This window comes from Ciceribacter ferrooxidans, assembly GCF_004137355.1.
In the GTDB taxonomy this organism is placed as follows: Bacteria; Pseudomonadota; Alphaproteobacteria; order Rhizobiales; family Rhizobiaceae; genus Allorhizobium; species Allorhizobium ferrooxidans.
This window is the reverse complement of record NZ_SDVB01000191.1, coordinates 155972-180205: the sequence shown is the minus strand read 5'-3', so window position 1 is coordinate 180205 and position 24234 is coordinate 155972. Positions and strand designations below refer to the sequence as shown.

24 protein-coding genes and 1 riboswitch are annotated in these 24234 nt (G+C 61.8%); of the genes, 8 read left to right on the top strand and 16 right to left on the bottom strand.

All coding sequences use genetic code 11. The features are described 5' to 3' along the window. Positions 1–23: 23 nt before the first annotated feature. Positions 24–1250, bottom strand: a complete 1227-nt coding sequence (locus tag EUU22_RS08890) for an MFS transporter (RefSeq protein WP_129331654.1) — start codon at positions 1248–1250, stop codon at positions 24–26. A 4-nt stretch (positions 1251–1254) separates the two neighbouring features. Then, a complete protein-coding gene (locus tag EUU22_RS08885) occupies positions 1255–1944 on the bottom strand; it encodes a Crp/Fnr family transcriptional regulator (RefSeq protein WP_112691354.1) in 690 nt (229 codons plus the stop codon). 564 nt (positions 1945–2508) lie between these two features. Here EUU22_RS08885 and EUU22_RS08880 point away from each other — a divergent pair. From EUU22_RS08880 to EUU22_RS08865, 4 genes are all read left to right on the top strand, one after another. Then, a complete protein-coding gene (locus EUU22_RS08880) occupies positions 2509–3297 on the top strand; it encodes a hypothetical protein (RefSeq protein WP_129331652.1) in 789 nt (262 codons plus the stop codon). A gap of 51 nt (positions 3298–3348) precedes the next feature. After that, positions 3349–4368, top strand: a complete 1020-nt coding sequence (locus EUU22_RS08875) for a DUF1214 domain-containing protein (RefSeq protein WP_129331650.1) — start codon at positions 3349–3351, stop codon at positions 4366–4368. Further along, positions 4365–5735, top strand: coding sequence for a DUF1254 domain-containing protein (locus tag EUU22_RS08870; RefSeq protein WP_129331648.1), 1371 nt, complete (start codon positions 4365–4367; stop codon positions 5733–5735). The genes EUU22_RS08875 and EUU22_RS08870 overlap by 4 nt, the downstream gene beginning before the upstream one ends. Before the next feature lie 176 nt (positions 5736–5911). Beyond that, the gene (locus EUU22_RS08865) at positions 5912–7123 is read left to right on the top strand and encodes an alpha/beta hydrolase (protein ID WP_129331646.1); all 1212 of its coding nucleotides are present in this window, start codon (positions 5912–5914) and stop codon (positions 7121–7123) included. A gap of 88 nt (positions 7124–7211) precedes the next feature. Here the strand turns inward: EUU22_RS08865 and EUU22_RS08860 are convergent, their stop codons facing one another. Continuing rightward, positions 7212–8201, bottom strand: coding sequence for a threonine ammonia-lyase (locus tag EUU22_RS08860; protein WP_112691359.1), 990 nt, complete (start codon positions 8199–8201; stop codon positions 7212–7214). A gap of 53 nt (positions 8202–8254) precedes the next feature. Between EUU22_RS08860 and EUU22_RS08855 the strand changes: the two genes are divergently transcribed. Then, positions 8255–8761: an Lrp/AsnC family transcriptional regulator gene (locus EUU22_RS08855; protein ID WP_129331644.1), complete on the top strand. Its 507-nt coding sequence runs from the start codon at positions 8255–8257 to the stop codon at positions 8759–8761. An 8-nt stretch (positions 8762–8769) separates the two neighbouring features. On the opposite strand, the gene EUU22_RS08850 is transcribed toward EUU22_RS08855, so the two are convergent. Continuing rightward, entirely contained in the window at positions 8770–9747 is a 978-nt protein-coding gene (locus EUU22_RS08850) for a threonine dehydratase (RefSeq protein ID WP_112691361.1), read from the bottom strand. A gap of 132 nt (positions 9748–9879) precedes the next feature. Between EUU22_RS08850 and EUU22_RS08845 the strand changes: the two genes are divergently transcribed. Then, the gene (locus EUU22_RS08845; RefSeq protein ID WP_205687876.1) at positions 9880–10692 is read left to right on the top strand and encodes a helix-turn-helix transcriptional regulator; all 813 of its coding nucleotides are present in this window, start codon (positions 9880–9882) and stop codon (positions 10690–10692) included. A 48-nt stretch (positions 10693–10740) separates the two neighbouring features. Here the strand turns inward: EUU22_RS08845 and EUU22_RS08840 are convergent, their stop codons facing one another. The 3 genes from EUU22_RS08840 to EUU22_RS08830 all read right to left on the bottom strand — a co-directional run bounded on the left by EUU22_RS08840 (position 10741) and on the right by EUU22_RS08830 (position 13238). Continuing rightward, positions 10741–11496, bottom strand: a complete 756-nt coding sequence (locus EUU22_RS08840) for a hypothetical protein (protein ID WP_112691363.1) — start codon at positions 11494–11496, stop codon at positions 10741–10743. 554 nt (positions 11497–12050) lie between these two features. Continuing rightward, a complete protein-coding gene (locus EUU22_RS08835) occupies positions 12051–12365 on the bottom strand; it encodes a putative quinol monooxygenase (RefSeq protein WP_112691364.1) in 315 nt (104 codons plus the stop codon). 12 nt (positions 12366–12377) lie between these two features. Next, positions 12378–13238, bottom strand: coding sequence for a helix-turn-helix domain-containing protein (locus tag EUU22_RS08830; RefSeq protein WP_162699125.1), 861 nt, complete (start codon positions 13236–13238; stop codon positions 12378–12380). Between the two features lie 764 nt (positions 13239–14002). Beyond that, a riboswitch (cobalamin riboswitch) is annotated at positions 14003–14131 on the top strand. A gap of 70 nt (positions 14132–14201) precedes the next feature. On the opposite strand from EUU22_RS08830, the gene cobT reads away from it, so the two are divergent. Continuing rightward, positions 14202–15263 carry a nicotinate-nucleotide--dimethylbenzimidazole phosphoribosyltransferase gene (cobT, locus tag EUU22_RS08825; protein ID WP_129331736.1) on the top strand — a complete coding sequence of 354 codons (1062 nt, stop codon included), beginning with the start codon at positions 14202–14204 and terminating at the stop codon, positions 15261–15263. 90 nt (positions 15264–15353) lie between these two features. Here cobT and EUU22_RS08820 read toward each other — a convergent pair whose 3' ends face one another. From EUU22_RS08820 to EUU22_RS08790, 7 genes are read right to left on the bottom strand one after another with little or no spacing between them, the layout of a single operon-like run. Beyond that, a complete protein-coding gene (locus tag EUU22_RS08820; protein WP_129331643.1) occupies positions 15354–16124 on the bottom strand; it encodes a crotonase/enoyl-CoA hydratase family protein in 771 nt (256 codons plus the stop codon). Then, complete coding sequence (locus EUU22_RS08815) at positions 16121–16993, bottom strand: hydroxymethylglutaryl-CoA lyase (protein ID WP_129331641.1); 873 nt, start codon at positions 16991–16993, stop codon at positions 16121–16123. The genes EUU22_RS08820 and EUU22_RS08815 overlap by 4 nt, the downstream gene beginning before the upstream one ends. Continuing rightward, positions 16986–18980, bottom strand: a complete 1995-nt coding sequence (locus EUU22_RS08810; protein ID WP_129331735.1) for an acetyl/propionyl/methylcrotonyl-CoA carboxylase subunit alpha — start codon at positions 18978–18980, stop codon at positions 16986–16988. Before EUU22_RS08810 ends, EUU22_RS08815 begins: the two co-directional genes overlap by 8 nt. 9 nt (positions 18981–18989) lie before the next feature. Continuing rightward, the gene (locus EUU22_RS08805; protein WP_129331639.1) at positions 18990–20597 is read right to left on the bottom strand and encodes a carboxyl transferase domain-containing protein; all 1608 of its coding nucleotides are present in this window, start codon (positions 20595–20597) and stop codon (positions 18990–18992) included. Continuing rightward, complete coding sequence (locus tag EUU22_RS08800; protein WP_129331638.1) at positions 20597–21070, bottom strand: lysozyme inhibitor LprI family protein; 474 nt, start codon at positions 21068–21070, stop codon at positions 20597–20599. Before EUU22_RS08800 ends, EUU22_RS08805 begins: the two co-directional genes overlap by 1 nt. 45 nt (positions 21071–21115) lie before the next feature. Further along, positions 21116–22264, bottom strand: coding sequence for an acyl-CoA dehydrogenase family protein (locus EUU22_RS08795; protein ID WP_500681141.1), 1149 nt, complete (start codon positions 22262–22264; stop codon positions 21116–21118). Between the two features lie 44 nt (positions 22265–22308). Next, positions 22309–22905, bottom strand: coding sequence for a TetR/AcrR family transcriptional regulator (locus EUU22_RS08790; protein WP_129331634.1), 597 nt, complete (start codon positions 22903–22905; stop codon positions 22309–22311). A gap of 217 nt (positions 22906–23122) precedes the next feature. Between EUU22_RS08790 and EUU22_RS25230 the strand changes: the two genes are divergently transcribed. Continuing rightward, a complete protein-coding gene (locus EUU22_RS25230; protein WP_165351121.1) occupies positions 23123–23296 on the top strand; it encodes a hypothetical protein in 174 nt (57 codons plus the stop codon). A 13-nt stretch (positions 23297–23309) separates the two neighbouring features. On the opposite strand, the gene EUU22_RS08785 is transcribed toward EUU22_RS25230, so the two are convergent. Further along, positions 23310–23807, bottom strand: a complete 498-nt coding sequence (locus EUU22_RS08785; RefSeq protein ID WP_129331734.1) for an RES family NAD+ phosphorylase — start codon at positions 23805–23807, stop codon at positions 23310–23312. Between the two features lie 8 nt (positions 23808–23815). Continuing rightward, positions 23816–24166, bottom strand: a complete 351-nt coding sequence (locus tag EUU22_RS08780) for an antitoxin Xre/MbcA/ParS toxin-binding domain-containing protein (protein ID WP_112691671.1) — start codon at positions 24164–24166, stop codon at positions 23816–23818. Positions 24167–24234 lie beyond the last annotated feature (68 nt).

Sequence of the window (24234 nt, the reverse complement as noted above, 5' to 3'; positions counted from 1 at the left end):
CGACGCCGTGACCCGCGCAGCCCTCATCGTGAGCTGGTGACAGCAGATCGCCAAGCGCGTGCCGCAACCAGGCACGCGATCACAAGCAGAATTGTTGCCGCCACAAAGGGGAGTTGTGGCGATACGCGGTGAAGGCCAGCGCCAGTGATCGGGCCAAGGGCCTGCCCCAACCCTTGCGCTAGGACGTTCACACCTGCGGCTTTGCCCTGAGCACCAGGACCGGTCCCCAGACTGAGCGCTGCCAGGTTACCGGTCAGCATAAGTCCAAGTCCGATGCCGAGCAGAATGAACGTGGCAACGATCGTGGAATAGGCCGTCGCCAAGGTGCAAATGAGCATCGCAGTGACAGCGATCACGGCTCCGACCCCCAACAGTCGAGTGGCCTCCCACCGGAAGACGCGGACTGCAGATGCCTGCACCACGATCATGGCCAGCGCCGCGGCCATCAGTGCCGCGCCTCCACGCGAAATTGACTCCTCGACCGAGAAGCCGAGAGAGTCCTGCAGGCGGAGAGCCGTCACCTGTTGCAGGATGCTGTAGGCGGAGATCGAAACGAGTGTGGTCACCAGGAATGGCCAGATCCGACGAAGAGGCAGTTGGGCATCGGAAAGCCTTGCTGAAGCCATGCAAGCAGGTTCCTTTGCCAACCAAAGCACGCTTGAGAGGGCAAAACCGGCGAGCGCCGCGATGATGGAGAATGCCATGACCGGATTTTTTCCCCCGACCTGCCAGGCAAGCCCCGCGCCGGCTATTGCGCCGACACCTATACCCGCACCGAGCGTGCCCATTCCGCTGGCTCGCCGTGCAGGAGCCGTAATGTCCGCCATCAAGGCTTGAGCCGCGGGCAAGACTCCACTGGTGACCAAGGCCTGGATCGCGCGGACGAGCGCAATCAGGATGAGCGCGAGGAAGACACTCAAGCTGCCCGAGAGCCGAAAATGCACGATTGTTCCAAATCCAATCGCGGCCAAAGCACCCCCCGCCAGAGCGGCCAGCAGGACTGGCCGGCGTCCGACACGTTCACTGAGGTAGCCCCATCCAGGCGCCGACACCATAATCAGCAAAGCAGAAAGGCTGAGAATACCCCCGATATGGAGATCCGTGAAACCCAGCCGCCGGCCAAGCGGGGGAAGGACGACAAGAAGGAAGGACTGTCCAGCCGTAAAGACCATCAAGGTCAGAAACAGCGTCGCCTGCGTCCAGGACGTCTGCGTTTCGACGTCCTGGACTTGCCCCTGAGTTTTGTCCATCTGCCTATTCCGATCCGTCGCCTTCGGAGTAGCGTCGTAGTGCCTGCGCGTTCGTCACGGCGATGGAACGGTAGGTGTAATTCACCCAACCGGCTTCAGCAAACCGTTGCATTGCTGCGTTGACCTGCTGGCGGGACGCATTTGCCATGATGCCAATGTCCGTTTGGGACAGAGGTATCGCGACATCACCAAGCCAGCCCGTCCGTTGCAGCACGGACGCAATTCTGCGCCCGACATCGCGCTTTTGCAGGTCGTGAACGATCCGGACAAGCACATCGACAGTAAATGCAGTGTTCATCCCGATCGCCCGCGCGACGCCGGGATCGCGGGCCGCCATCTGCTCCAGCGCATCGAGGGGCACGTGCATCATGATGGCGCCTCCCAAGGCGCGCAACTCGATCCTACGTGGCTGCCCGGTCAGGAACGGACCCTCTCCCGTCCATGTCCCGGGCATTCCGAGGTGGATCAAACGCGGAATCGCATCGGGAGGCGCCGAATTGATGGAGAGCGAACCGGCGACAAGCCCGTACATTCCTCCGACCGGGTCACCGAACCTATAGATTATCTGGTCGGGAACAAACCGCTGCAAGCGCGCATGGCGCAACAACTCCGACCGGAAGGTCTCCGTCATGGTCGAGAGCCAAGCGCCCCTCCTCATGACCTCTTCCGCTTTCTCTCGCGCAAGATCCAACATGGTTTTTCCACATTGCTATCCCCCCAGACAGAATGCCTTCGGCCAATCGAATGCGGTGCGTGGCCCGGCAGGCAGCCGGGCCACGGGAACAAACTCGTCGAACTTCAAGCGCCCGACACCAAACGCGCCGAACCCCCTAAAAGACAGACTTGCGGTGGCGCCACGTTCCGCATCCGGGAATGGCAGATCGACGGGATAACAACATAAACTTCAAGGATTGTCCAGTCTCGACAATCGGCAACCGGCAGCGGGTTGGAAATGCCTGCAGCGACAGCCGTGCAGCAATCCACTCTCCAGAGCACGCGGCAAACGCGCGAACAGGCGAGAATAAAGACTACCGCAAATTGTCTGAATTCGGACAATGTAGCGCCAACGAACGTGCAAATTGAGTCCGTCGGCGGTCACATGTGGCAGCAATTACACACGAATAGAAAGGCGCAAGAGTCTACCGACGCGCCGACGGGAGGGCCGGAGTGGGAACTACGAACGACGCTCACACTCCTGTTCCCAAACTGAAAGCCGAGCCGAATCGGAATCCATACCTGATGGCAGAAGGACCTATCAATGAAAGTGAATTCAGTCTCAGCGGCGGTGCTCTTCAGTGTGACGCTGGTTGCCCCTGTGAGTGCCGCCGATCTTCGGCAACCATTCATAGTTCCCGAAGCCAAACCGGCTGCGGACGACGACTGGAGCTTCGCCGTAAGCCCATATTCTTGGGCGGCCGGCATATCCGGCGACGTCGCGCAGTTCGGCCTGCCGGAGGTGCATCTCGAATCCGACTTCGGAGACATACTGAAGGATCTCGACTTCGGATTCATGGCGATCGGTGAAGCCCGTCACGACCGCTTCAGCATCTTTGGCGACATCATGTACACCAAGGTGTCCTCCGGGGTTACCACGCCGCTCGGCATCGCGGCTGGAAGCGTCGATACCACATCGGAGACATTCGCCGGACTTGTCGGCGTCGGTTATGCCATCCTTGACGACAGCCGCGGCAACCTTGATGTCGTCGCTGGTGCACGCCTCTGGCATGCAAGCACCGAAATCTCCTTCTCCGGTGGACTTCTGGACGGCGTGTCGGACAGCGATAGCGCCACCTGGGTCGACGCCATAGCCGGGGTGCGCGGGCGATATTTCCTGACCGCCAGTCTCTATGTCAGCGCCTGGGGACTGATCGGTGCCGGACAGGCGGACCTCGACTGGGATATCGCCGCCGGCCTCGGCTACGAGTTCAATGAACGGATCTCAGCCACCGCCGGCTATCGCGCGCTCGGTGTCGACTACAGCCATGACGGCTTTGTCTTCGACGTGGTCCAGCAAGGTCCGATCCTCGGCCTGGTCGTGCGCTTCTAGCCGTTCACCAACAACCTGCGCTTTTTTCATTGCCAACTTTGGAGGGTTTCCATGTCTCTTGCAAGAATGAGCTTTTCGACAATTGCGGCAACGCTGCTCGCTGTCTTGCCTGCCGCTGCCGATCCAGTTCCTGTCAACAGCGACAACTTCGTGCGGGCGGAGAGCGACCTCTACTTTTCCGGCATCGCCGCCAACGGTGGCTTCGGCAAGTTCGACCATACGCGGGAAATGGCGCCGCTTGATAAGCAGACGGTCATCCGGCTGAACCGGGACACTCTTTATTCTTCCGCCGTCTTCGATCTGGACGCGGGACCGGTGACGATCACCGTGCCGGAGTCCGGCGACCGGTTTGTGTCGCTGCTCGTGATCGACGAGGATCACTATGCCCACGGCGTATACTATGGGGCTGGATCGCACACCTTGACGCGGGAGGACATAGGCACCCGATATGTGGCCGCCGCGTTCCGTTTCTTTGCTGACCCCGCCGACGCGGACGACATGAACAAGGTTCATGCGCTTCAGGACGCGATCACGGTCGAGCAGGCGGCACAGGGTCGTTTCGAAATCCCCGACTGGGACGCAAAGAGCCGGGACAAGACCCGCCGCGCGCTCCTCGATCTCGGCGCCTTGCTGCCCGACACCGCGAAGATGTTCGGATCGCGCGACGAAGTAGAGCCGATCCGGCACCTGATCGGGGCCGCGCTCGGATGGGGAGGAAACCCGGACAAGGAAGCGCTCTATCTCAATGTCACGCCTGAAAAGAACGACGGCAAGAGCATCTATCGGTTGACCGTGAAGGATGTTCCCGTGAAGGACTTCTGGTCGGTCACCGTCTATAACAAGGACGGCTTCTTCACCCCCAACAAACTCAATGCGTATTCGCTGAACAATGTGACTGCGCAAAAGAGCGCGGATGGATCGATCACGATCCAGTTCGGAGGTTGCGACGGCAAGATTGTCAACTGCCTGCCGACGCCCGAGGGCTGGAACTACATGGTTCGCCTATACCGGCCCGAGATGCAGATTCTGGATGGAACGTGGAAGTTCCCCGTCGTGGAGGAAGTGAAATGAGACGTCGTACGTTTCTGAAGGCCACCACCGCAATGATGGCACTGTCGGTGTCGTCGATGCCGGCTTTCGCAAGGGAGAACGCCGAGGCGATCGCGCGCGAAGCTTATATCTACACTTATCCGATGGTGAAGAACTATCTCACCATGTATCAATATGCGCTGGAGCCGGGCGGCGGCCAATACAAGGGACCGCTCAACACTTTGGTGAACATCGCCAGGGTCTATACGCCGGACGATACGGCGATCATCACGCCGAATTCGGACACGCCCTATTCCTTCATCGTGTTCGATCTGAGGGCGGAACCCGTCGTAGTGACCATGCCGCCGATCGAGGAGAACCGCTACTATTCGCTCCAGCTCATCGACCTCTATACCAACAATGTCGACTACCCCGGAACACGGGTCGACGGCAACGGAGGCGGCGATTTTCTGATCACCGGTCCAAGTTGGAAGGGAGACACACCCAAGGGCATCAAGCGCGTTATCGAAATGCCGACCACACTGGCCATCGGCATCGTCAGGACGCAACTCTTCTCGCCCGACGATCTTGAGAGGGTGAAGGAGATCCAGGCGGGCTATAAGGCGCAGTTGCTTTCCGCCTATGCGGGTACGCCGGTTCCACAGGCTCCGCCAGCGGTCGAATGGTTGTCGATCTCCGACGAGAAGATGGTTTCCGATTACTGGTCGCTTGCCGCCTTCCTTCTACAGTTCGCCCCGCCCTATCCGGGTGACGAAGCACAGCGCAAGAACCTCGGCATCCTTGGAATTAGGGACGGCTCACCATGGCCTCCGCAGGACTTGTCGCCAGACACCGAGAGACTGATGAAAGAGGTCGCTGTAACGACCGAGCAAGAAATTCGCGATGTCGCGGCGAGCCTGACGGATTCGTCTAAGATATTCGGCTCACCGGAATTCATGAAGGGCCAATACATGGTTCGTGCCGCGGCGGCGCAGGGCGGCATCTACGGTAACTCCGTGCAGGAGGCGCTCTATGTCATCTATGCCTTCGACGCACAGAACGCGCCCCTCGACGGCAGGACGGGAAGATACACTCTGACCTTCACCTCTGAGACGCTTCCATCAGTCGATGCCTTCTGGTCGATCACGATGTACGACAGGCCAAAGCAACTTCTCGTGGCCAATCCAATTCATCGCTACCTCATCAACTCGTCGATGCTTGCGGACCTGAAGAAGAATGACAAGGGCGAGATCGTTCTCTACCTGCAGAACGAGAGTCCGGGTGCGGACCTGGAATCCAACTGGCTCCCCGCTCCGAAGGACGCATTCTACGCGGTAATGCGGCTTTACCTTCCGAAGCCTGAAGCGCTCGATGGCCGATGGAAGCCACCGGCTATCGAAGTCGGTTAGTCGTGGTGCGAGGTACCACGCGAATGATGTCAAATGCCTTGAAGGCATCTTTGAATAGCGCGCTCGGGCAATCATCCTCGTTGGCCCCTAACGTTCTACACTCGGAAGCCGGACTGGCGTCCGGCTTCTTTACGACCAGATCATAGATTCGCAGGCGAATCCTTCCCGGAGCCCCCATGCGTGACAGGCTTCTCTTCGGCGTCCTCCTTGTCCTTTCAGGATGTGGACATCCGGTTGGGGTCATGATGCCCGTCGAGCCGGCAGCCCATGCCGCGAAGACATCGCGGGTTGAGATGCTGGTCGCAACGAACCGTCAACCCTCCGGTGACCCCGGGATATTATTCAACGGCGAGCGCAGCCCGAGACCGTTCTTGACGGAAATCGCGGTTTCGATTCCGCAGCGGAGGGAACCCGGCACTGTGCAGTGGCCCAGACAACTGCCCCCAGACCCGGCCAAGGAGTTCGCGGTCGCACGCGTGCGGCAGGTCGAGACCCTTTCCGAAGCAACGGCGTGGTTCAGGCAACACGCCGCAGGCGGACACGCGCTAGTCTTCGTTCACGGCTATAATAACAATTATGAAGATTCCGTCTTCCGCCTTGCCCAGATTGTCCATGACAGTCGAATGCAGGCCGCTCCGATCCTTTTCACGTGGCCCTCGCGAGCTCAACTCGCAGCCTACGAGTATGACAAGGAGAGCACCAACTACTCCCGGACCGCCTTGGAACAATCGCTACAGGTTCTGGCGTCGAATCCCGATGTGAAGGACATCACGATTCTGGCTCACTCGATGGGGACATGGCTCACGATGGAAGCATTACGTCAGATGGGCATCCGCAACGGCCATTTGAACCCGAAAATCGCCAACGTCATTCTCGCGTCGCCGGACATCGACATCCAGGTCTTTGCAAAGCAATTCGTCGAGATGGGGCGACACAACGCAAAGTTCACGATTTTCGTATCGCAGGACGATAAAGCGCTCGCGATTTCGAGCCTGATCACTGGGAATGTTCAGCGTCTCGGTTCTGTCAATCCCGCCGACGAGCCTTATCACTCGAAGTTCGAGCAGGCGGGCATTACCGTTGTCGATCTGACAAAACTCGATGCCGGCGACAGCCTCAATCACGGAAAGTTCGCCGCGAGCCCACACATCGTTAGACTTATTGGCGAGCGTCTGATGAAGGGACAAACGCTGACGGATTCCAGGGTGACATTGGGCGATGGCGTGGCGGCGGTGATCGGCGGAACCGCTCGCACGATCGGCACTGTCGCGGCAACGACCATCTCCGCGCCGCTGAACGTCATCGAGGATCCGCAAAAATCCGCATCGCAACCGGATGTTGGGCAAACGCTCACCGAGGACACTGACGACAAGCTTCTCCTCCGGTGATTTTAAGGTCAACCGAGCCCGCAGAGCTGCCCCATCGAGGTTGATTGCCTGTTCACTCGTCGGTCACGAGCCAGTCGAAGCCATGTCACTAGGCCAGAACATCAATCCGCACTGGTCCAGGTATTGGCTCCTGCGGCACGTTGCCGCCACAGAGGATCGTCGCCACTGATCGTCCCTCAAGTCTTCCACGGTGTTCCAACGCTGCGGCCACGCCGGCTGCACCGGCTGGCTCGACGACGAGGCCGTAATGCTGCCGGCAGAAGCGCATCGCGGACCGGATCGTGTCCTCGTCCACTGTCCAGACCTCGTCCACCGTCGTCTTCATCGACTCGAGCGCATAGGGAACCGGTTCACGCACGGCGATCCCATCGGCGATCGTCGGCGCCGACGGGGTGGCGAAGCAGGTGCCGCGCCGCCACGAAAGGAGCATCGCCGGGGCCTCCGCCGCGACGATGCCGATCACGCGACAGGAGGGCAACTTGGCCTTGATCCACGTCCCGATACCCGTCAGCAGTGCGCCGTTACCGAGGGGCACGAGGATGGCATCGAGCGCAATGCCCCGCACCTCGGCTTGCCGCGTGACCTCAAGTGCAATCGTGCCTGCACCCTCGGCGATAGCCGCATGGGCCCCGTCTTCGACGAAGGCATAACCCTTCTCGGCAGAGAAGCGGCGCGCCTCCACCTTCGCGGCATCGAAATCCTCACCGTGGAGGAGCACCTCGGCGCCGAGCGCTCGCATGGCGGCAATCTTCAGCGGATTGGCGTTTGTCGCCGCGAAGATGATCGCCTTGCGTCCCCGCTTGGCAGCCGCATGGGCGAGCCCCTGGCCGAAGTTTCCGGCAGAGGCCGTCACGAGCGGCACGTCGGCGGAAGGCATCGTCTGGAGAAGCCAATCGGTTCCGCGTCCCTTGAAGGCGCGGATCGGGTTCAGCATTTCCACCTTGGCGTGAAGCGCGAACCGAAGTTCGGCATCGGCCGCGGCATGCCGGACGAGCGGTGTGTCGAGAAAGAGCGGATCGATGGCGCCATACGCAGCAAGGATGCCATCTACGCTGGGGAATTGTTGCAAATCAGTCATGCAGGCAGCATAGCTGTCGGAGACGGGAAACTTCGTCAAACAGGGGCGGACAAATGGATAATTTACCCAGAAAACGCGCAGGATCGAACGGGTCACCCGATAACGTGACCGCCGCCGACCGGGAGATCCTGGCAATCCTGCAGGAGGATGCCCGCGCGACGATCGAGGACATCGCGGCCCGCACCGGCCTTTCTCCATCCTCGGCGCAGCGGCGGCTGCAGCGGTTGCGAGAGCAGAAGGTCATCCTCGGCGACGTTTCGATCATCGACGCGAAGAAGGTGGGGCTCGGCGTCACCCTGCTTGTCGAGCTGGAACTCGAGCGGGATCGGCCCGAGTTGATGGCCAACCTGCACCGCTGGATCGCGAAGACGCCGGAGGTCCAGGAAGCCTGGTGCATCACCGGCCGCGGCGACTACACGCTCGTCGTCGTTTGTAGATCGATCGACGATTTCGATACGCTCGCCGAGCGGCTGGTGAACGAGAACCCGAATGTCCGCAAGTTCACCACCCATGTCGTCCTGAAGACACTGAAGCGCGGGCTCGCCGTTCCGTTGACGTGACGGAAGGTTCAAGCGAGCCGCGGCGTCTCCCCGGCCAGAATCGTCCGGAACACCTCGGCATCCACATTGGCGCCGCTGAGGATGATGCCGACCCTCCTGCCGCGCATGGCGGTGCGCTCCTGGAGAAGGGCCGCGAGCGACGCGGCGCCTGCCCCCTCGGCGACGTTGTGGGTGGTGCGATAGAGAACACGCATGGCCTCGGCCACTTCGTCATCGGTGACGGCAACAATGCGCGACGCTCCCTTCGCGTAGATTGCAAAGGCATCCTCCACGGGCACGCGAACGGCCATGCCGTCGGCAAATGTCCGCGCCGTTTCCGTCTCGATCAGCCGTCCCGCCTCGAAGGAAAGCTTCGCGGCCGGTGCGTGGGCGGAGACCACGCCGATAACCTCGGTCTCGAGGCCGAGCGCATCGCGCGCGGCGATGACGCCGCAGATGCCGGAACCGCAGCCGATCGGCACATAAACCGCATCGAGGTCGGGCACCGCCGTGAAGAACTCCAAAGCGTAGGTCGCGACACCACGGACGATCTCCTCATGGAAAGGTGGCACGAGAAAATGCCCCGTCTCGGCGGCAAGCCGACGGGCTTCGGTTCGCGCCTCGTCGAAATCCTCTCCGAACTCGATGACCTCGCCGCCCCAGGCACGCATGGCTGCGTTCTTTTCAACGGAATTGCCGTGCGGGACGACGATCCGCGCTTCGAGGCCGCAAACCCTTGCAGCGCGTGCCTGGCTCTGGCCGTGATTACCTCGTGTCGCAGTGACGATCCCCCGGGTCTCCGGCAATGCGCGGCAAAGCCAGTCCAGGAAGGTGATACCGCCGCGAACCTTGAACGCGCCTGCCGGCGTGTGGTTTTCGTGCTTCACCCAGACAGTCGCCCCCACCTCGCCTGAAAGCTGTGGCCACGTATATTGCGGCGTGGGTAGCATATGCCGATAGACGAGCGCGGCCGCCTCTTCGATGTCCTTGCGGGTAAACTGCTTCATTCGTCGCTCCGTCTTATGTTGCAGGTCGCGAAACTGGCATGCCCGGACGCGTGACGCTTTCAGATTCCTGACGTAAAAGGGCGTCTGAACCTGATCCGAAGGGTGGAAGAGCGTATGGAAGGAACCGCGGCTTTGAAGCCTGAGCCAACGCGGCGGGTGACGGTCGGACGCTGGACGGCGGAACTGCTGCCGCGCCAAGCTTACGAAGCCCGCTACACGGCGGACCGCGCTCTGCTCGGCTTTGCCTTCGAGAGCCAGGAGGGCATGCATGCCTATGCCGGCGATCGCATCCGCCCGTTTCGTGCGAAACCGAATGGTCTTGCCTATGTGCCGGAGGGCTGCGACGTCTACTCGCGGTCGCCTGCGGGCGGAGAGTATCTCGCCGTGACGGGCTTCGATCTCGACGTGTCCATCGACCTGCCCTTCAGCGACCGCACGGATCCACCTGCTATCGCGGCCGCGCAGGCGACGAGGCGCTTGCTGCTCGCCTTTCCTGCCGCCGACCCGCTGCATTTCGAAGCCCTTATGGGCTTCCTCATCGAGCGCCTCCATGTGCAGATACGTGGTCGCCAAGCCCCGACGGACAGTGCACGATGGATGACTACGCAGCGTCTGCGGCGGATCGACGATTTCATCGAGACCCGTCTCGACCTGACGCTGACGGTGCAGGATCTCGCTGACGAGCTCGGCCTTTCCGCCGGATTCTTTTCCCGGGTCTTCAGGCAAGCGACCGGCCGCTCGCCTCACTCCTATATTCTCGACCGACGGATCGCGCGAGCCCGGGCGCTGATTGCCGCCGGGACCGAGGATCTGAGCGCGGTTGCACTGGCCGCCGGCTTTTCCTCCCATGCGCACCTCACGACCGTGTTTCGACAGAAGTTGGGCGTCAGCCCGAGGGTGCTGCGCGCAAACCTCCTAACGCCTCATCCCCCGCAAGCCTCGTAACCGGCAAGACGCAGCCGCACCGCAGCACGAACGGAAAAGGTCCGGCGATCAAGACAGACCTCGACCACGGAGAGCTTGATCGGGGTTGAAGGCAGTACCGTCGCCAGCGGCGTCGATTGCTCTCAACAAGCCATCTCTGCCGCCATTCGCATCCATCCAGCGCAGCACACGACACACCGCATCCGCATACAGCATTGAATCCTTGCCGACCTTGGAAGTCCATTCAAAGGGCGTAGTGGGCAACGGTCTCTCTGAGTCACGCACACATCGTTCCGAAGCGGTCGGTGCGGACCTTATGTATCGCTGGTCGGCGGAAACGAGAACAGCGATCCCTTCGTCGAACCAGGCGGGAAACGCGCCGGTGAGCCGCGCCCATAAGCCGACCCTGTGATGCAATTCGACATGCGAAAACTCGTGCGTCAGGATGGTCGGGTCGATGCCCCTCGGCGAAAGCCGCAGAACCGTCACGAAGGGGGTCGACAGTGTGATGGCCTTGGCCCCACGCCCTCCCATACGATGGTCGCACGCTTCCGTCGAACAGGCGACAAGGTAGGGTTGACGGGAAAACGCTCCATAAAACGCTCCGACCTCCGATGCCGCGATTTCGGCATCGCCCAACAGCTCGGCCCGCATCTGGGCAGGCATTGCCGCATCGACGACAATGCGTCGCCCGGCGTATTCCATCCCGTAGCATGAAGGGCAAACAACGGCGGCGGCTATTGGATAGGCGTACGCCAGGGAAGCAGTGGCGGCAAAGCCGAAAAGAACTAGGCCAGCGAAAAGATAGCCGATGAGCTTTCGCATGTTCTGCCCCCGTATCGAGAAGGTCTTGTCCTGCGGGAGAACTGAACAAGACAGTCCGAGCTCTTGGGGAGCAGCGAGACCGCCGGAAGGTGAGTTCCCAAGGGTTTTGCTGCTCCGCATCTCACGATTGTCGTTGGGCCGTCAACGTTCGTCAATCTTTTGGCGGTTGCAGCCGGCGTCACGCAAGTGCCGCAATCTGGTGATGTGCGAGTCCAGGCGTCGGATTGGATCTCATGACCGCATCCTTGGACCCTGGCCTCGAGCGCTTCATGCAGAACGACGCATCCTGTCCTTCTAACCAGCAGTTGCCGTATTGGCAGTTCCCGGCGCTGTCTGGGAAGCGCAGCGAGCGCCGAAGCGACACCGCGCCATGGGACACGATCTTTGGAACGCACATGTTTGACCTACTGATGTGTCTCGTATTCTTCCCACGATCTTGGTGTAAACGAAAATTGCTCCAAGTGAGGACGTCTACTTGATCCCATCAGAGGCCTATCGGCGCAGGGGCCGTGTCGTGCCATTGGGACTCTGGGGCAACGCGCGAGCCATATGCCTCACACCTGGACGCAGCCCAGTTCCGACATGGCGACCAGATCGCAAAAGATCACGCGCGGCGGTGCGCTCAGCAGCGTCTCGAAACGTTGCATGGCCAGCTTCACCGGTGTTGACGCGAGATGCTCGTCGCAGGCTGCGACATTCCGATAGAGTTCGTAAATGACGAAGGTGTCGGGGTTTTCCTTTTGACGGTGCACCGCGTAGCGAATATTCCCCGCTTCGGTGCCTGCAATTTCAACCAGTTCGCGCAAGACGTCTTCGACCTCGCCGGCACAGGAGGGTCTAGCGCTCAATTCCGCCAGCAAAAGATACATGATGGTTGGCTCCTAAGGGTACAGGGGAGCCGCTATCTTGGTGCAGGCGCGCCAAGGAGTATTGTAAAAATGCGTCCTTGTGCGAGCGGCCTTGAGATGGCGCTCTGGTGACTCCGCTGCCAACCCCCGAAAATGACGGATGAAGTGAGCCTGATCATAGTAGCCATGCGCCAGCGCCGCGTCCGTGGTTTGGGCACCATTGTCCAAGATCAGGGTGCGCACGGTTTTCTGGAAACGGGCGAGGCCACGCAACTCGACCGGAGTCTGGCCGGCGATAGCATTGAAACGGCGTTCCAACTGACGCCGTCCGAGTCCTACTCGCTCCGCCAAGTGGTCGATGGTGAGATCGATGCAATTATCATAGAGTAGGGTGGCAGCGTGTTCGAAGACCAAGTCGGAAGATCGCCGCGCCAAGCGTTCGACGAGAAAGCACTGGATCAGCCGCAGCCGCTCGGTCAGCGTTTCCGCGCTGGCCACACGGGTGGCCAGAGTCTGCCCTGTTGCGCCCCACAGATCATCGGCGGAAAGATCGCGGTCGATGAGTTCCCCGCCCGGTATGTCGATGAAACGGTGCATCATGCCAGCCCGGAAACGCACGGCGACAAAACCGATGTCGCGGGCGGGCAGCAACTCGATGGGCCGACTGCGGATGCAGAACAGATGGGCGTCGTGACACACCACGGACTCGCCGGACCCGGCGGATCGCCGGAAGGGTGTACTGTAGTGAAAATACAACTCGGCCCCTGTCCCCGGCAACAGGATAGGCAAGGCAATCCGCTCGTTACCGACGCTTTCCAAGCCCCATAGCCTGTCGATATAGGGAGCCAATATGTTGGCGGGAGGGACATGGAAGGTGCGCATCGCGTCAGACATTCTCTCCATCTCAAACCATAGTTGTCGGTACCCAAAAGAGTATTGCTGCCGGACGTAGTGCATAAGGTGGCGCGACGCCCGTCCTTTTGCCACAGGTCGCCGAACAGATGGCATCCAATCTCGAAACAAGTTGCAAGTAGGTCCCACCGGTGGACATGCTGGCAAGCCTTTTCCTCGAAGCGGGACAGATGCGCTTCCTTCTGTCAATCACGCTCGAACTCGGTAGCGATCCGGAGCGTCAATCGGTCCTCTACACCCTTACGAACGGGCTAAGTGCGGAAATCTCCACGCGGATGGGCAGATCCGCCGAAGATACCATCGTTCGGTCCTTCCTGGACGAACTGCCGGCCCGGGGCAAAGCCTTCATGTTTCCGCCGCTTGCGGACGACGGCCAACGGCTCATTCGGGCAAGCGCTGAAAGGCGCGGCCTCTCGCCACCCATGCAAACGGCGAAACCTGACCGGCAAAGGATGTGGCCAATCCGAGATGAGACGACATCCTGTACGATGTGGCTGTCGGTGACACGGCTGTCGCGCGCATCGGTAGGAACTGCACCTCATGTCAGGGTACGTCAATGCATTGGCAGAGTCGCTTTACGGCGCCGAAAGGCAGCACGATGACCTGAGCTCCTTCGAACAGGCTCTTTGCGTCAACGCAAACACGCCAGCGTTTGTCCTTGTGGAATGCCTGCCGTCCACATGAGATGGCCGTGGCATCCGTTGCCTGCGGGCAAGGCTCGGGATAGGGGCTTCCCGACAACTAACGGAACACGGTGAAACTCCGTGACGGTCCCGCCGCTGTAACCAGATACGAGTCTCAGGAGGTTTTGTCCGCCACTGTCCGTTTCAGGACGGGAAGGTGCCTGAACCCGGCCACGCTGGAAGTCAGAAGACGAGTTGATCCTCAACCGAAATCCGCCCGATGGCAAAGGGCGGAACGATCGGCGTCACGTGGAGGACCCGTATGTCTGCTGCAAACAGCCTCTCTTCGAGGCAAGTACCAATTCCGCCCTTTGAAAATCTGGCCGCCTTGCGAGAGGCACTGATGCGGCTTCCCCAAGGCGACGCACGAGCCGCCGACGCCGCTGCCGCCCGTGACGGCATGCTGACCAAGCCTCCAGGAAGTCTCGGGCGGCTTGAGGAGATCGTGGCCTGGCTCGCGCGCTGGCAAGGACGCTACCCGCCGGTTATGGACCAGCCGCAAACCTGCGTCTTTGCCGGCAATCACGGCATCGCCGAAGCAGGCATCTCCGCCTATCCGCAGGTCGTCACCGAGCAGATGGTCCTCAATTTCGAAAGGGGCGGCGCCGCAATCAATCAGTTAAGTGCCGAACTGGGAGCCCGCATGACGGTCGTTCCTTTGGAGCTTGATCGTCCGGTCAGGAACTTCCTGCATGCGCCCGCCATGACGGAAGCGGAGTCTCTGGCAGCGTTCAATGCGGGAATGCGGGCCGTGCGGCCGGACGGGAGTGTTCTGTGCCCCGGCGAGATGGGCATCGGAAACACGACTTCGGCCTCGGCTTTGTGCCTCGCGCTCCTCGGCGGCCCGGCCGTCGAATGGTGTGGTCGCGGATCGGGCGTCTCGAGCGACGTCCTGCAGCGCAAGGCCCAGATCATTTCCGAGGGGGTCGAACGCCATCGGGAGTCGATCGGGGACGGTCTGGATGCCCTGCGGATACTTGGTGGGCGCGAGATCGCCGCCATGGCGGGGGCAATTCTCGCCGCGCGCCTGCTGGCGATCCCGGTGATGCTCGACGGTTTCATATGCTCGGTAGCTGCTCTCGCCTTGCATTGCAGCGGTCCGGACAGCCTTGCGCATTGCATGGTGGGGCACGCCTCCATGGAGCCGGGGCACCGACGTCTCCTTGCCCACCTCGGTCTCCGGCCGCTTCTTGATCTCGATCTGCGGCTCGGGGAAGGGACCGGCGCGGTGCTGGGAGCGATTCTTGCGAAAGCCGCCCTGCGCTGCCATCTCGGGATGGCGACCTTCGCCGAAGCCGGCGTCGACAGCGGCACAGCCGTATAGCCGTCATGATCTCGGGTCCGTCGCCGACGGTTGCCCGAAGACGGAAACTGCCCCGGGGCAGGATGGGAGACATCCCGTCACGGGGAACCCCTATCGCCTCGCGAGAAAGGCTTCGATGCCCTCCGCTGCTTCTGCACTCTCCCATCGGTCCGCAAGCAGGGAGGCGGTTCGCTCGGCGAGGCCGGCCGGGTCGTCACCGCCGAGCTCGAGGCAGAGCGTTTTTGCCGCCGCGACGGCGCCCCGACGGGTCTTCAGGACCGCCTCGACTTCGGCCTCCACGCAGGCATCCAGCTTCTCCGCTTCGGTCACGGTCGAGACGAGGCCGCATCGCAATGCGAAGGCGGCATCGAACGGCTTGGCCGTAAAGAAGACCTGCCGGGCGTAACCCTCGCCCATGCGGCGAACGACGAAGGGACCGATGGTTGCCGGAATGAGCCCGAGGCGGGTCTCGGTAAGCGCGAAACGCGCGGTGTCCACCGAAATGACGATGTCGCAGACCGCCATCAGGCCGACGCCGCCGCCATAGGCATTTCCGTGGACCCGGGCTATGAGCGGCTTCGGCAGAGCGTTGAGCTCGGCGAGCATCGTCGCCAATGTCCGGGCTTCTTCCATTTTGCCGGCGCGGTCTTTCTCCCGCTGCGCCCGCATCCAGTCGAGATCGCCGCCGGCGCAAAAGCTCGCACCTTTGCCGGCGAGCACAACGGCACGGACCCTTTCATCCGCACCGAGGATTTCCGCGGCTTTCGTGAGTTCGCCGATCATCCGGGCGTTCAGCGCATTGTGCTTGTCGGGGCGGTTCAGTGTCAGCAGCGCGATGCCCCGTTCATCGGTTTCGATCCGGATCGTTTCGAATTCCGTCATGCGTTCCTCCCGGAAAGACGCCCAACACGTCCCTTGATGAAAGCCTCGGCGCGCTTCAGTTTCTCCGCGTCGATTCCGGTTTCAAACCCGCGGCCTTCAAGTAGCTCGACGAGCGGTCCAGTCGCGACATTGCCCTTGGCGCCCGGCGCGTACGGGCAGCCGCCGAGCCCGCCGACGGCGGAATCGAACGTCCTCAGCCCGTAGTCGAGAGCGATTTCAACATTGGCGAGCGCACGGTTGCCGGTATCGTGGAAATGACCGGCCAGTTTGACGACCGGCACCGATCGCAGCACTTCGTCCAGCATGGCGGAGATGGTCTCCGGCACACCCGCGCCGATCGTGTCGCCGAGCGAAATCTCGTGGCAACCGAGCATGATCAGGCGCTCGGCGACCAGACGAACGGCCTCCGGCGCAACGGGGCCTTCATAGGGACAGGCGACAACGCAGGAGACATAGCCGCGCACCGGAACGCCGGCCGTCTTTGCCGCCTCCATGACAGGGGCGAAACGCTCGAAGCTCTCGGCAATGGAACAGTTGATGTTCCTCCGGCTGAAGGTTTCGGATGCGGAGGCGAAGATCGCGACTTCGTCGACCTTTGCGGCGAGCGCCGCCTCCAACCCCTTGAGGTTTGGCGTCAGCGCGCTGTAGACGACGCCCGACCGGCGCGAGATGCCAGCCAGCACCTCGGCGGCGTCGGCGAGCTGCGGCACCCACTTCGGCGAGACGAAGCTCGTGACCTCGATCTTGCGGAAGCCGGCCTCGGAGAGACGGTCGACCAACGCGATCTTGTCCTCGACCGGAATGATTTCCTTCTCGTTTTGCAATCCGTCGCGCGGACCGACTTCGTAGACCGTGACAAACTCAGCCATCGAGTCTCTCCTCCGTGATCCGGACGAGAACGGCTCCGCCTTCCGCCTGCCCGCCTTCGGTGCAGAAGACGGCGTCGACGAAGCCGTCGCGCGGGCTCCTCAGCGTATATTCCATCTTCATCGCCTCCATGACGACGAGCCTGTCACCGGCCTTCACGGCAACGCCCGCCCCGACGTCGACGAGGCGGACGATGCCCGTCATCGGTGCCAGGATCTCGCCGGAGTGGTGGTGCGCGGCATCCTCGCCTTCCAGCGGGTCCAGCCTCTCGAAGGCGTAGGTCTCGCCGTCGAGCAGAACCGAGATGCGTTGCTCGCCACCATGGACGTCGACGACAAGACGGGCGAGCACACGATCGCTGCCGTTCGCGCGGACCAGACGCGCCGAGAAGGTCCGACCGTCGAAGACGATCTCTTCGAGCAGGACCTCCTCGCCACCATCCAAGAGCCGGACACGTCCGCCGCCCGGGACGATGCGCCGTTCGATGACCTCTTCGCCCGCATGCAGAGTCACGCGATGACTGGCCTCGCCCCAGAGCCTGAAGCCGCAATGCGGTCCGCTCAGATCGAGACCGGAAGCCGCAAGCGCCGCGATCAGAATGGCCTCTTCCGGCGCGTCGGGCCGTGCAATGAGACCGTCCATGCCCCGGTCGATAAGGCCGGTATCCATGCGTCCCTGCCGGAAGATCTCGTCCCTGCAAAGCGCGCGCAAAAAGTCTCGATTGCTGGTGAGTCCGGTAATGTGTGTGCCGTCGAGCGCATTCTTCAGCCGGTCAATCGCCTCGTCGCGCGACTTGCCGTGGCCAATCACCTTGGCGATCATCGGGTCGTAATAGGGCGAGACCTGATCGCCGGCGCGAACACCGGCATCAACGCGGATGCCCTCGCCGCTCCCGAACTCCAGGTGATCGATCCGGCCCGCCTGCGGCAGGAAGCCGTTCGCCGGATCCTCCGCGTAGAGTCGCGCCTCGGCCGCGTGGCCGAGAAGTCGGATCTCGTCCTGCCGCACCGGCAGCGGCTCACCCGCCGCCACGCGTAATTGCCACTCGACCAGGTCAAAGCCGGTCACCATCTCGGTCACGGGATGCTCCACCTGCAGGCGCGTGTTCATCTCCATAAACCAGAACCCATCCGGCCGGAGCGGCCCCGTGCCATCGGCGATGAACTCGACTGTCCCGGCGCCTTTGTAAGCGACGGCTCTCGCGGCTGCGACCGCGGCCTCGGTCATCGCAGTCCGCACGGCATCCGTCATGCCCGGCGCCGGCGCTTCCTCGATCACCTTCTGGTGCCGGCGCTGCAGCGAGCAGTCGCGCTCGAACAGATGAACGACGTTGCCTCGCCCGTCGCCGAAGACCTGCACCTCGATGTGGCGTGGGGAGGAAATGTACTTCTCGATCAGGACACGATCATCCCCGAAGGCAGACTTCGCCTCGCGCCGGCAGCTCTGAAGCGCGGCGTCGAAGTCGTCGTCCGTGTCGACGCGCCGCATCCCCTTGCCACCGCCGCCCGCGGACGCCTTGATCAGCACCGGGTAGCCGATCTTGCCGGCTTCGAGCTTCAGGAAGGCTGCGTCCTGATTGTCACCGTGATAGCCGGGCACCACCGGAACGCCTGCTTCCTCCATCAGCCGTTTGGCGGCGTCCTTCAGGCCCATCGTGCGGATCGACGCGGCGGCGGGACCAATGAAGGTAAGGCCCGCCTTCCCGACTGCATCGACAAAATCCGGGTTTTCCGACAAGAACCCGTAGCCGGGATGGATCGCTTCGGCACCACTGGCAAGGGCTGCCGCGACGACCTTGCCGATGTCGAGATAGCTTTCGGTGGCAGGCGCGGCTCCGAGGAACACCGCCTCGTCGGCGAGCGCGACATGCAATGCGCCGCGGTCGGCCTGTGAATACACCGCGACGGTTTTGATCCCGAGTCGTCTCGCCGTCTTGATGATGCGGACGGCGATTTCACCACGGTTGGCAATGAGGATCCTGGAAAACATCGTCATGCCTCACATCCTGAACAGGCCGAACCTGGTTTCTTCGACCGGCGCGTTGAGCGCGGCCCGGAGAGAAAGGGCCACCACGTCACGGGTCTTTTCCGGATCGATGATCCCATCATCCCAGAGCCGGGCGGAGGCATAAAGCGGCGCGGACTGGCGCTCGAACAGTTCCAGCGTCGGGCGCTTGAATTCAGCCTCCTCCTCGGCAGACCACATGCCACCGCGTGCTTCGATGCCGGTGCGCCTGACATTGGCCAGGACACCGGCAGCCTGTGGCCCGCCCATGACCGCGATCCGGGCATTCGGCCACATCCAGACGAAGCGCGGCCCGAAGGCGCGGCCGCACATGCCATAGTTTCCGGCGCCATAGGAGCCGCCGATGATCACCGTCACCTTCGGCACGGCGGCGGTCGAAACCGCCGTCACCAGCTTGGCGCCGTCCTTGGCGATGCCGCCCGCCTCATATTTAGAGCCCACCATGAAGCCGGTGATGTTCTGCAGAAAGAGAAGCGGAATCTTGCGCTGGCAGCAGAGCTCGATGAAATGAGCACCCTTCAGTGCACTTTCGGAAAAAAGGACACCGTTGTTGGCAATGATCCCGACCGGCACGCCATCGATATGGGCAAAGCCGGTGACCAGCGTCGTGCCGTAGCGCGGCTTGAACTCGTCGAAATCCGAGCCGTCGACGATGCGAGCAATCACCTCGCGGACATCATAGGGCAGCTTCGGATCGGCCGGCACGAGACCCATCATCTCGGACGCCGTGTAGAGGGGATCACGGGACGGGGCAATTGCGATGCCCGGTCGCGGGGCCGGCCCGAGATACCGGACGATCTGGCGGGCGAGCGCCAGCGCATGATCATCGTTGTCGGCGAGATAGTCGGCGACACCGGAAAGACGCGTATGGGTGTCGCCACCGCCGAGCGTCTCGGCATCGATGACCTCGCCGGTCGCCTCCTTCACCAGCGGCGGACCGGCCAGAAAGATCGTCCCCTGGTTCTTGACGATGATGGCCTGGTCGCACATGGCCGGAACATAGGCCCCGCCTGCCGTGCACGAGCCCATGACGACGGCGATCTGCGCGATCCCCTTCGCGCTCATCCGCGCCTGATTGTAGAAGATTCGGCCGAAATGATCGCGATCGGGAAAGACCTCATCCTGGTTCGGGAGGTTGGCTCCACCCGAGTCGACAAGATAGAGGCAGGGAAGACGGTTTTCCTCGGCGATCTCCTGCGCACGCAGGTGCTTCTTGACCGTCAGCGGGTAGTAAGTACCGCCTTTGACGGTGGCATCGTTGCAAACGATCATGCAGTCGCGGCCTTCGATACGACCGATGCCGGCGATCAGACCCGCCGCCGGAATGTCCTCGTCGTAGACACCTGTCGCCGCAAAAAGCCCGATCTCCAGAAAGGGTGAGCCGACGTCGAGGAGCCCGGTCACCCGGTCGCGCGGCAAGAGCTTTCCACGCTTGACGTGGCGATCGCGCGATGCTGCCGAGCCTCCCTCGATGATACGTCGGGCCTCCTGCTCGATTGCTTCGCGCTGTGCGATCATCGCAGCCCTGTTGTTGGCGAATTCGGGCGATGCGAGAGCGATTGCCGATTTCAGGATTGTCATTACTCGAAATCCTCCATGCGCATGGCCCAGTCGTCGAGAGATATCGCCCGCTGCGCGGCGGTGTCCCGAAGGCAGGTCGCCTGCCATCCGGTAGAGGCGGTTCCCGAATATTGGGAGAAGAATTCTCCGGTCGCGTCGCACTGCGCGGTCCGGTAGGCCGTGAACGCCCGCTGTGATGCCTCGACCGCATCAACGAGCGCAGGTTTCAACCTCTTGCGCAGAGCCTCGAGCCGGTTCTCAGCAACAGCCATCCACGCTTCGGCTTCCTTGTTCAGGCAATCGGCGGGCGAACCCTTGTCACCCCCGTTCACCCCCTTCTGACAGGCGCTTGCAATTGTGCCGATACAGTCGCGGGCTCCCCCGGCTGCGGCGGCACCGAGACAAGAGGCGATCTCCTCGGCTGCCAGCTCTGAACGATCGGACGCAGCAACCGGCGCTGCGAGAAAGAAGGGCAATGCGAGCAGATATCTCATGGCGGCCTCTGATAGACTTCACGCATCTCATGCGGGGTGGATGCCTCAGCGCATCGCATTCATCATTTCGCGGCCGATCAGCATCCGGCGAATTTCCGAGGTGCCGGCACCGATTTCCATGAGCTTGGCGTCGCGGAAAATCCGGCTGACCGCACTGTCATTGAGGAAACCGGCCCCACCCATGGCCTGAACAGCCTGGTGGGCAACCTCCATCGCCATCTCGGAAGCGTAGAGAACGCAGGCCGCCGCATCCTGTCGTGTCACCTCGCCGCGGTCGCAAGCGGCAGCGACGGCATAAACGTATGCGCGGGCGGAGTTCATTTTCGTGTACATGTCGGCAATCTTGCCCTGCATCAGCTGGAAATCACCGATGGATTGGCCGAACTGCTTGCGACTGACCATGTAGGGCATGATCTCGTCGAGACAGGCCGCCATGATGCCACAACCGATCCCCGAGAGGACGACGCGCTCGTAATCGAGGCCGGACATCAGCACGTTGACGCCTCGCCCCTCCGAGCCCAGTACGTTCTCGAAGGGCACCTCGACGTCCTCGAAGATCAGCTCGGCCGTGTTCGAGCCGCGCATGCCGAGCTTGTCGAAATGCCTGGACGTCGAAAAACCTCGCATGGTCTTCTCGATGATGAAGGCCGTGATCCCCTTGGCGCCGGCCTCGGGGTCCGTCTTGGCGTAGACGACCAGCGTATCGGCATCCGGACCGTTGGTGATCCAGTACTTCGTGCCATTTAGGCGGTAGTGGTCATTACGCCTTTCGGCGCGCAATTTCATGGACACGACATCGGACCCCGCACCTGCCTCCGACATGGCAAGCGCGCCGACATGTTCTCCGGAAACAAGCTTCGGCAGATATTTCCGTTTCTGCTCGTCCGTACCGTTGAGCTTGATCTGGTTGACGCAGAGATTGGAATGGGCGCCGTAGGAGAGCGAGACGGAGGCCGAGGCCCGCGCCAGTTCCTCCACCACGATTGTGTGGGCAAGATAGGTCAGCCCTACCCCGCCATATTCCTCCGGCACGGTGACACCCAGCAATCCGAGATTGCCCATTTCCCGCCAGAGCTCGTTCGGAAAGGCGTTGCTGCGGTCGATCTCCGCAGCCATTGGCTTCACGCGCTCCTGGGCGAGGCGATGAACCGCGTCGCGAAGCGCCTCCGTCTCCTCGTCAAAACCAAATCTCATCGTGCTGTTGAACATTCCCGCCTCCCAACAGAAAACAACAAATATCAGTGCGCGCAGCCGACGCTGCGCAGCACCATTTCCGCGTAGATTTCCTCGATCTTCTTCTCAGAGAGCCTTCCGCCGCTGCGGTACCAGGTGTTGACTCCCGTCAACATGGCAATGATCGCCATCGCGCAGACATGGGAGTCCTCGATCCGGAATAGGCCACGCTCGCTTCCGCGAACGAGGATCGCCTTCAGCTCGCTCTCATAGGTTTTGCGCAAGCGCTCGATTTCCCTGAACCCGGCAGGTTCCAGCGCGCGAAGTTCCATGTAAGAGATGAAAACCTCGTCGGCGCGCGTCAGGTGATAGCGAATGTGGAAGCGCGCAAAATGTTCGAGTGCTGCCTCCGGCGGCTCATTCCCGATTCCTTGCTCCTTCAACGACGCCAGAAGCTCCTCCATATGCTCGCGCATCAGCGTCACGAGGATCTGCTGCTTGGTCGGGAAATACTGGTAGAGAGCGCCGGGCTGCACGCCGACGGCATCCGCGATCATGCGCATGGAGACGGCGTCATAGCCGTGCTGGGCGAAGAGCCTGAGGCTCTGCCTGCGGATCGCCGCTGCGGTCTTCTCACCCGTCGACCCGGCCTGACGCGCCACGGCCCCGTCTCCTTACTTGAATGAACGTTCATTTCTTTAACTGAGGACTATATCACCGTCAAGACGGCCGCGCCGCCGAAGAAGCTCCCGGTCGCGCACGAATGGCCGCCCAGCCTTCGGCGCCAATTGAGAATGGAAACGCCATGCAATCTCTGGTATGCATTCCGGAGATCAGCAGGTGCGCGGCGGAGCACCGCCAGAAAGAAGGGGGAAGGGAATGACGGAACGGATCGACTATATCGCCAACGAGCTTGCGACGCTGCTCGATCTGACAAAGCTGCAGAAGGAGGAACGTCTCGCCCATCTCATCGGTTTGGCGCTGAGCGAGGCGAAAGCCGAGAAGACACGCCGCATGGAGCGACGGCAGCCGGACGAGGCGTCCGAGCGCTGAGGTCCCGCGCAAGTCAACGTGACAGCCGATTCTCGTCGTCTATGACGAGGAGTCTCGACGGAGCCGAGGCTCCCCAGCTCCAGAGGACGATGCTGAGATCATCGGCCTGTGCGCCGGGAGCAAAGCTTCGCGTCAGCAAACCCTGAAAGCCGCGGATGAAAAGCCGCCGCGCAAGAGTCTGCGTTCTCGCCTCTCCGTCGCGCTTCATCTGATCGCGCCAGCTCATATCCGCAAGGCTTGAAGCATCCATGCCCTCTGCCGCGAGCGCTCCCGCGTCACGCGTGTCGAAGACGGCATCGATCTCCGCCTTGTAGCGGACCAAGCTCGTCGGCTGCAGATTGCCGACCTGATTGGCCTCCCGTACGGCCGTCATGATCGACAGGGACATATAGAGTGCCGGCATTCCCTTGGGATTGAAACGTCCGCCGTAGAGTTCGGCACCCCGGCCGGACAATGGCTCATGCGCATAGACGGGGTTGAGCGCTCGATAGAGCTTCCCCTCGAAGCGCATAGGCTTCGTCACGCGTGAACGCCGGCATCGACGGCGTCGATGTAGTCAAGCACCTCATCCGCCCGCCCGTCACGCACGAGTTGCATGGCGGTGAACCCGGAGAATCCGGGGAGCGGCTCCGATCTGTACCAGGCGAAGGCCATCAGCGCCGAACCGAACCGCGGCTCGACCTTGTTGACGATCTCGATCATCTCACGCAATCGCCTTTGTGTCTTGTCGGAGCGGATGCGCTCCTTGCGCTGAACCGCATCCTTGCCGAGACCCGCGGTACGCGCGATTTCCATACTGGTCGTGTGAAAAGCCTCGGCGATCTTTTGCGGAGCGAAAAGACCCTTTTCGGCATATTGGGCGAGACCCATGGCGACAGCCTTCCTTTCGAGTACCCCACTTATATTGACGTTATATAGCGTCATATATTGCGTCATTC

Coding starts and splice junctions, on each gene's coding strand:
- EUU22_RS08890 (WP_129331654.1), bottom strand. CDS start 1,250: ATGGACAAAACTCAGGGGCAAGTCCAGGACGTCGAAACGCAGACGTCC.
- EUU22_RS08885 (WP_112691354.1), bottom strand. CDS start 1,944: ATGTTGGATCTTGCGCGAGAGAAAGCGGAAGAGGTCATGAGGAGGGGC.
- EUU22_RS08880 (WP_129331652.1), top strand. CDS start 2,509: ATGAAAGTGAATTCAGTCTCAGCGGCGGTGCTCTTCAGTGTGACGCTG.
- EUU22_RS08875 (WP_129331650.1), top strand. CDS start 3,349: ATGTCTCTTGCAAGAATGAGCTTTTCGACAATTGCGGCAACGCTGCTC.
- EUU22_RS08870 (WP_129331648.1), top strand. CDS start 4,365: ATGAGACGTCGTACGTTTCTGAAGGCCACCACCGCAATGATGGCACTG.
- EUU22_RS08865 (WP_129331646.1), top strand. CDS start 5,912: ATGCGTGACAGGCTTCTCTTCGGCGTCCTCCTTGTCCTTTCAGGATGT.
- EUU22_RS08860 (WP_112691359.1), bottom strand. CDS start 8,201: ATGACTGATTTGCAACAATTCCCCAGCGTAGATGGCATCCTTGCTGCG.
- EUU22_RS08855 (WP_129331644.1), top strand. CDS start 8,255: ATGGATAATTTACCCAGAAAACGCGCAGGATCGAACGGGTCACCCGAT.
- EUU22_RS08850 (WP_112691361.1), bottom strand. CDS start 9,747: ATGAAGCAGTTTACCCGCAAGGACATCGAAGAGGCGGCCGCGCTCGTC.
- EUU22_RS08840 (WP_112691363.1), bottom strand. CDS start 11,496: ATGCGAAAGCTCATCGGCTATCTTTTCGCTGGCCTAGTTCTTTTCGGC.
- EUU22_RS08835 (WP_112691364.1), bottom strand. CDS start 12,365: ATGTATCTTTTGCTGGCGGAATTGAGCGCTAGACCCTCCTGTGCCGGC.
- EUU22_RS08830 (WP_162699125.1), bottom strand. CDS start 13,238: ATGTCTGACGCGATGCGCACCTTCCATGTCCCTCCCGCCAACATATTG.
- cobT (WP_129331736.1), top strand. CDS start 14,202: ATGTCTGCTGCAAACAGCCTCTCTTCGAGGCAAGTACCAATTCCGCCC.
- EUU22_RS08820 (WP_129331643.1), bottom strand. CDS start 16,124: ATGACGGAATTCGAAACGATCCGGATCGAAACCGATGAACGGGGCATC.
- EUU22_RS08815 (WP_129331641.1), bottom strand. CDS start 16,993: ATGGCTGAGTTTGTCACGGTCTACGAAGTCGGTCCGCGCGACGGATTG.
- EUU22_RS08810 (WP_129331735.1), bottom strand. CDS start 18,980: ATGTTTTCCAGGATCCTCATTGCCAACCGTGGTGAAATCGCCGTCCGC.
- EUU22_RS08805 (WP_129331639.1), bottom strand. CDS start 20,597: ATGACAATCCTGAAATCGGCAATCGCTCTCGCATCGCCCGAATTCGCC.
- EUU22_RS08800 (WP_129331638.1), bottom strand. CDS start 21,070: ATGAGATATCTGCTCGCATTGCCCTTCTTTCTCGCAGCGCCGGTTGCT.
- EUU22_RS08795 (WP_500681141.1), bottom strand. CDS start 22,264: ATGAGATTTGGTTTTGACGAGGAGACGGAGGCGCTTCGCGACGCGGTT.
- EUU22_RS25230 (WP_165351121.1), top strand. CDS start 23,123: ATGACGGAACGGATCGACTATATCGCCAACGAGCTTGCGACGCTGCTC.
- EUU22_RS08785 (WP_129331734.1), bottom strand. CDS start 23,807: ATGCGCTTCGAGGGGAAGCTCTATCGAGCGCTCAACCCCGTCTATGCG.
- EUU22_RS08780 (WP_112691671.1), bottom strand. CDS start 24,166: ATGGGTCTCGCCCAATATGCCGAAAAGGGTCTTTTCGCTCCGCAAAAG.